The sequence below is a fragment of the Clostridium boliviensis genome, assembly GCF_033342255.1.
GTDB lineage: Bacteria > Bacillota > Clostridia > Lachnospirales > Lachnospiraceae > Lacrimispora > Lacrimispora boliviensis.
Genome location: NZ_JAWONS010000037.1, coordinates 24,083 through 30,121, shown reverse-complemented (window position 1 = coordinate 30,121; position 6,039 = coordinate 24,083). Strand labels below are relative to the sequence as shown.

Genomic DNA, 6,039 nt, shown 5'->3' with positions numbered 1-6,039 from the left:
GAGATCTACACCAGTCTTCAGAAGAAAGTTCAGGATACTGCCTGCTTCTATCCGATGTATTCCAACAAACGCCTTTTAGTAGTTTCTAAAAGTATATCAGGTATTGAAGATGCAAAGCTGGTTCCTGTTTATACCTTTGAGGATACCTCCAAGTTACAGAAGAAGTAATTGCAGCTGCAAAAAAAGAGAGAATGGTGTTCTGCTGCCTTTAGCTGCAGCAGACACCTCTTTCTTTATTAAGGAGAGATGATATGGCAAAGTATATACTGAAACGGATATTAACAGCCCTCCCCATGATCCTGCTCATATCGGTCCTATGCTTCGCGCTGATGCATTTTGCGCCTTATGATGCCATTGATGCCATGACCTCCCCAAAGATGTCACAGGAAACAATCAATTTAATCAAAGCTAAGTACGGTTATGACCAGCCGGTGTATATACAGTATATCCGCTGGCTTGACGGGGTTATGAACGGTAATTTCGGATATTCCATTGTAACAAAACAAAGCATTGCTGCAGATCTTGCAGTCAGAATTCCAAATACGGTAAAACTGGTGCTTCCAGCTTTTATCACTGCTTACATTCTGGCTGTGGTACTGGGGCTTATGGCGGGTGCAAATAAGAACAAAAAGACTGATAAAATCATAGACGCAGTTTCATCGGTGGGGATTGCGGTTCCATCCTTCTGGTTTGCCATGCTTCTTATCTTTGTTCTGGGATATAAGCTGAAGCTGCTTCCCATTGTTGGAATGCATGCGGTGGGGAAGGAATCTTCCATAGTTGATTTTTTAAAACATTTTATTATGCCGTTTTTAACGCTTACAATTGCGTTTATGCCGGCAAATATTAAATATGTCCGTTCCTCCACTCTGACCCAGTTTTCTGAGGATTATGTCATGGTACAGAGGGCATTTGGTGCGACAAAGAGTGAGATTATGTTTAAGCATGTATGCAAGAACGTGCTTTTACCTGTAATCACGCGATTTGGTATGGCATTTCGATTACTGATTACAGGATCTATTATTACAGAAACGGTTTTCAGCTGGCCGGGAGTGGGACCTTATTTCATCAAAGCAATTCAGGGAATGGATTACCCGATCGTTATGATTATTCTGGTGCTGTCCTCCACTTTGGTTATCTTGGGAAATCTGTTATCAGATATCCTTTACTGCCTGATCGATCCGCGGATTAAGGAAATGGGGTGACGGGAAATGATAAAAGAAAAGAAAAATAAAGATAAATCAATTCGGATTGACAGTGTAAAGCTGGCTTTAAAACATGATAAAGCGGCTGTCTTTTCCCTGGTCCTTTTAGGAATTATTATCCTGTTTGCACTGCTGGCTCCTTTTCTTCCCATGGAACCCAATGCTACGGATATTGCCAACAGGCTGAAAGAACCGTCTCTTGCCCACTGGTTTGGTACGGATGAAGTGGGAAGGGATTATTTCGCAAGGGTGATCTATGGAGGCAGAGTTTCCCTGATTGTTGCATTTTTAGCCATGCTCACCAGTTTAACCATTGGTGTGGCGGCAGGTACGGTAGCAGGATTTACCGGCGGAATTGTGGATATGATTCTGATGCGGATAGTAGATATTCTTCTTTCTATTCCGTGGATGGTTCTGGTAACGGTTGTCAGTATCTTTTTAAATCCTGGGATAAAGTCCATTATTATAGTGATAGGACTTTTTACCTGGATGGAGATTGCAAGACTTGTGCGGGCTGAGACGCTGTCCTTAAAAGAACGGGAATTTATCCTTTATTCCGGTTTTTCCGGAGTAGGTACATGGAAAATCATAATCAGTCATATTATACCTTCGGTATTCCCTACAATCATTGTAGCTGCGACCACCAGTATGGCAGATGCCATTATGATGGAATCATCCTTAAGCTTTCTGGGAGTTGGAATTCAGCAGCCCATGTCTTCCTGGGGAAGTCTTTTGCAAAATGCCCAGGGAACCATGCAGAATAGCTTTCATATGGCACTGATTCCGGGTCTTTTGATTATTATAACGATATTTGCATTCAATAAGCTTGGTAACCTGCTACGTGTTTACGTTGAGCCAAAGGTAATGAGCGGAGAGAAAGAGTAAAGGAGGGACGAAGAATTGGAAGAGACATTGGAAAAGAAAGAAAATATACTGTCTGCTGCAGACATTCGGACCACCTTCCATACTCATGGCAGAACAGTGAAGGCAGTGCGGGGAGTCAGCCTGTACGTGGAAACTGGTGAGATCCTGGCAGTCGTCGGGGAATCAGGAAGCGGAAAAAGTGTACTTATGAAGTCAGTTATGGGACTGATGCCAGATAATGCAGAGGTTCAGGCAGATCAGCTTACGTTCGCGGGCGAGGACTTGATTGCCATGGACCCGGAGCAGATGAGAAAGATGCGGGGAAAAGAAATGGCTATGATTTTCCAGGACCCCATGACTGCTTTAAATCCCTTAAAAACCATAGGTTATCACTTAATAGAGGTATTAAAGCGACACCGCGGCATGAATAAGGAAGCGGCAAAAAAAGAAGCAATTGCAGTACTTGAGCAGGTTGGTATTCCCTCACCGGAGAAGCGTTTGGGACAGTATCCCCACGAATTTTCGGGAGGCATGAGGCAGAGGGTTCTGATCGCCATGGCTCTTTGCTGCAGGCCGAAGCTCTTAATTGCCGATGAGCCTACCACGGCTCTTGATGTAACGATTCAGGCCCAGATTTTAGATCTCCTTAAAAGCCTTCAGGAAGAAACCGGGATGAGCATTATTCTCATTACTCATGATTTAGGCGTGGTGGCCAGCTTAAGCCATAGAATTGCGGTAATGTACGGCGGACTATTAATGGAGGAGGGGACTACGGAGGAGATCTTCTATTCTCCGAAGCATCCTTATACCAGGGCGCTTCTTCACGCGGTTCCCAAGCCACAGTCGGGCAGCAAAGAACGTCTGGAACCCATTCCGGGCATGGCTCCATCCCTGCTTGATCCGCCCTCTGGCTGTCCCTTTGCAGAGCGGTGTAAGTTTGCATGTGATGAATGCAGGAAAGAAATCCCCAGTTACCGCATTTACAGTACCACTCAGAGAGCTATGTGCATCTATTCAGGGGAAGAGCTTGACCAACAGGAAGCGGAGGTAACAGCTCATGGAAAATAACAGAAATGAAATCCTTCTGGAAGCAAGAGATCTCTGCAAATATTTCCCTGCAAAGGACTTTTTTGGAAGGAAAAAAGCGGAAGTAAAAGCGGTGGATAAAATTAATCTTCAGATCCGGAAAGGGGAAACCTTTGGGCTGGTGGGAGAATCGGGGTGCGGGAAATCCACACTGGGCAGAACTCTGATTCGTATGTATGATCCCACATCCGGCTCCATTTTATTTAAAGGCCAGGACATTACCGGTTTAACAGGAAGACAGCTTCTTCCTGTTCACCGGCAGATGCAGATCATTTTTCAGGATCCATACTCTTCATTAGATCCCCATCACAATGTACGGGAGATTTTAAAAGAGTCTCTGACTGCGGTATCCGGGATATCCTCTGACGAGATGGAAGGCAGAATGGTGGAAATCTTAAAGAAGGTGGGATTGAAACCGGATGATATGTATAAATATGCTTACGAGTTCTCCGGAGGGCAGAGGCAGAGAATCGGGATCGCAAGAGCTCTGTTAGTAGAACCGGAGTTTCTTCTCTGCGATGAACCCATATCTGCTCTGGATGTATCCATACAGGCTCAGGTGGTGAATCTGCTGGAAGATCTGCAGAAGGAGATGGGGCTTACCTATCTGTTCGTTGCACACGATTTGTCTATGGTCCGTCATATATCCACCAGGATCGGTGTGATGTATTTAGGAAGACTGGTAGAGATTGCTGACAGTGATGAGCTATATGAAAATCCCCTTCACCCTTACACAAAGGCACTGCTTTCTGCGATTCCGCTGGCAGATCCCAAACTTGCAGCCCAGTCCAGACGAGTCATGCTGAGTGGGGAGCTTCCCAGTCCCATGCATGTTCCAACAGGCTGCCATTTCCATACAAGATGTATTTATGTCAGGGAAGAATGCAAAAATCATATACCGGAAATGAGGGAAGTTTCCCCGGGTCATTTTGTTTCCTGTCCTTACTCTGGGGAAAATAAATCTTGACTTTTGCGTAAAACTTATTATAGTCAATTTTTAACATTTGAGTTAGCTGCGGACCGCTGTAAAGCTTTTAGATATTAGGCTTGCAGCGGTTTCGTATTTCTCAGAGTTTAATAACTTGGACTCTACCGTTATTACATTTCTCTAGTATCTTACAATTATTAGCCGAAGTTAAACTTTTTGTGTCTACGTTATTGACACAAGTCCGCAAGTAAATTTACACTTTCATAATACCACTATTTCATTTCCTGACTATTGAACTATTTTATCTCTTTAAGCGTTTTCTTGTCATATTTTTTTTTGACTCGATGAAATAATGAATAGATAAGAGTGAACTCATAATAATCGGCTGTTTCTGATCGTTTGACTTTAGGTCTACCGTTTTTTATATCACAAACTTTAACAGGCGATACATTATCTCCAATAATTGTAACTGCACCAGATTTTTCTTTATATTTCATTTTCCCTCCATAGAACGCGACTTATTGTTGTTTCTCTGTTTTAGTAAATTTAGACAATTATATTATATCCATAATAAAGTAATAATACCTTTCTGTCTATATAAAACAAACCGTCTATACTTTATTATGATAGACGGTTTGTTCAACCTAAACTTGGTATCCTACTCTCCTATTAAAAAACTAAAACTAATAATACATAATAGTTATTTATAACCTCTATTATATAAACGTTTTAGACTCAAATTGGTAACAGTTTTTCTGATTTTTATTTATTTTAAATATTGACAAGGCGAGATGCCTTGGGTGATATTGAGAAAACTTTTAATCAACATGCTAAGTAGGTTTTTTACTACTGATATGCTAAAACGTTGTAGACTAGCTTGTTAGTTGATTTTGTTCTGGAATATCAGATATATATTGAGATCAATACCAAACTGTGGATTTAATGCCACAGATGAATTATTTACCGGTCAGAAATGTAAATAGACTAGATTAACTATCAGATTATATGCGGTCTGCAATGATTTTGTTTGCTTCATGACTTTACTCTGCTAAAAAATATCTTGACTTTTCAGGTAAAACTTTTTATAATAACAACAATATCATAGCGCAACAAGGCAAGGGCGCCTAAGAACTTAAGATTCTTAGGTGCCCTTATGCATTTTTTTAGAAATCAGACAGAGAGGGGCTGGAAACATGCCAGATATGGTGAAAGTTGAAAACTTAAAAAAGAACTTCGGAGACCTGGAGGTATTAAAGGATATCAGCCTTACGGTCAGGGAAGGGGAAAAACTGGTTATCATCGGACCATCTGGCTCCGGAAAATCCACGTTTATCCGTTGTATTAACTATTTGGAGGAACCAACCAGCGGTACCGTCACGGTAGCAGGAACACAGGTTACAAAGAAGAATCATTTGGAAATGGCAAAGAGATACTCCTCTATGGTATTTCAGCAATTTAATTTATATCCTCATCTGACTGTTCTGGAAAATCTGACACTGGCACCCGTTAAACTTCAGCATGTTCCCAGGGAAGAAGCAAAAAAGATTGCAATGAAATGCTTAGAGCGTGTGGGTTTAAAAGAGAAAGCGGGTAATTATCCGGTTCAGCTTTCCGGCGGACAGCAGCAGAGGGTGGCGATTGCTAGGGCTTTATGCACGAAGCAGCCGCTGATTTTATTTGACGAACCGACTTCTGCCCTGGACCCTGAGATGGTGCAGGAAGTATTAAATGTTATGGTAGAGCTTGCTCATGAGAATATTACCATGATCTGTGTGACACATGAGATGGGGTTTGCCCGTCAGGTTGCGGACCGGGTAATCTTCATGGATGGCGGCTATATTGTGGAAGAGGGAACACCGGAACATTTCTTTGAATGTCCGGAGCATGAGCGGACGAAAGCGTTCTTAAGCAAAATCCTTCATTAGGGCGTTGTTTAATATATTAAAAATTTTGAGG

At 42.2% G+C, this 6,039-nt stretch carries 6 protein-coding genes; 5 read left to right on the top strand and 1 reads right to left on the bottom strand.

Going from position 1 to position 6,039, the window contains the following annotated elements; all coding sequences use genetic code 11:
- Positions 1-251: 251 nt before the first annotated feature.
- Genes RZO55_RS02300 through RZO55_RS02285 form a run of 4 tightly spaced genes read left to right on the top strand, consistent with a single transcriptional unit; the run spans position 252 to position 4,122 of the window.
- Entirely contained in the window at positions 252-1,205 is a 954-nt protein-coding gene (locus RZO55_RS02300) for an ABC transporter permease (protein ID WP_318062690.1), read from the top strand.
- A 6-nt stretch (positions 1,206-1,211) separates the two neighbouring features.
- Positions 1,212-2,090 (top strand): ABC transporter permease, encoded by an 879-nt coding sequence (locus RZO55_RS02295; protein ID WP_318062689.1) that lies wholly within the window; start codon positions 1,212-1,214, stop codon positions 2,088-2,090.
- A gap of 15 nt (positions 2,091-2,105) precedes the next feature.
- Positions 2,106-3,137, top strand: a complete 1,032-nt coding sequence (locus tag RZO55_RS02290; RefSeq protein WP_318062688.1) for an ABC transporter ATP-binding protein — start codon at positions 2,106-2,108, stop codon at positions 3,135-3,137.
- Positions 3,127-4,122 (top strand): ABC transporter ATP-binding protein, encoded by a 996-nt coding sequence (locus RZO55_RS02285; RefSeq protein WP_318062687.1) that lies wholly within the window; start codon positions 3,127-3,129, stop codon positions 4,120-4,122. Before RZO55_RS02290 ends, RZO55_RS02285 begins: the two co-directional genes overlap by 11 nt.
- A 257-nt stretch (positions 4,123-4,379) precedes the next feature.
- Here the strand turns inward: RZO55_RS02285 and RZO55_RS02280 are convergent, their stop codons facing one another.
- Positions 4,380-4,580 (bottom strand): UDP-N-acetylmuramoyl-tripeptide--D-alanyl-D-alanine ligase, encoded by a 201-nt coding sequence (locus tag RZO55_RS02280; protein WP_318062686.1) that lies wholly within the window; start codon positions 4,578-4,580, stop codon positions 4,380-4,382.
- A 705-nt stretch (positions 4,581-5,285) separates the two neighbouring features.
- On the opposite strand from RZO55_RS02280, the gene RZO55_RS02275 reads away from it, so the two are divergent.
- On the top strand, positions 5,286-6,008 hold the full coding sequence (locus RZO55_RS02275; RefSeq protein WP_318062692.1) for an amino acid ABC transporter ATP-binding protein: 723 nt from the start codon (positions 5,286-5,288) through the stop codon (positions 6,006-6,008).
- Positions 6,009-6,039: the final 31 nt, after the last annotated feature.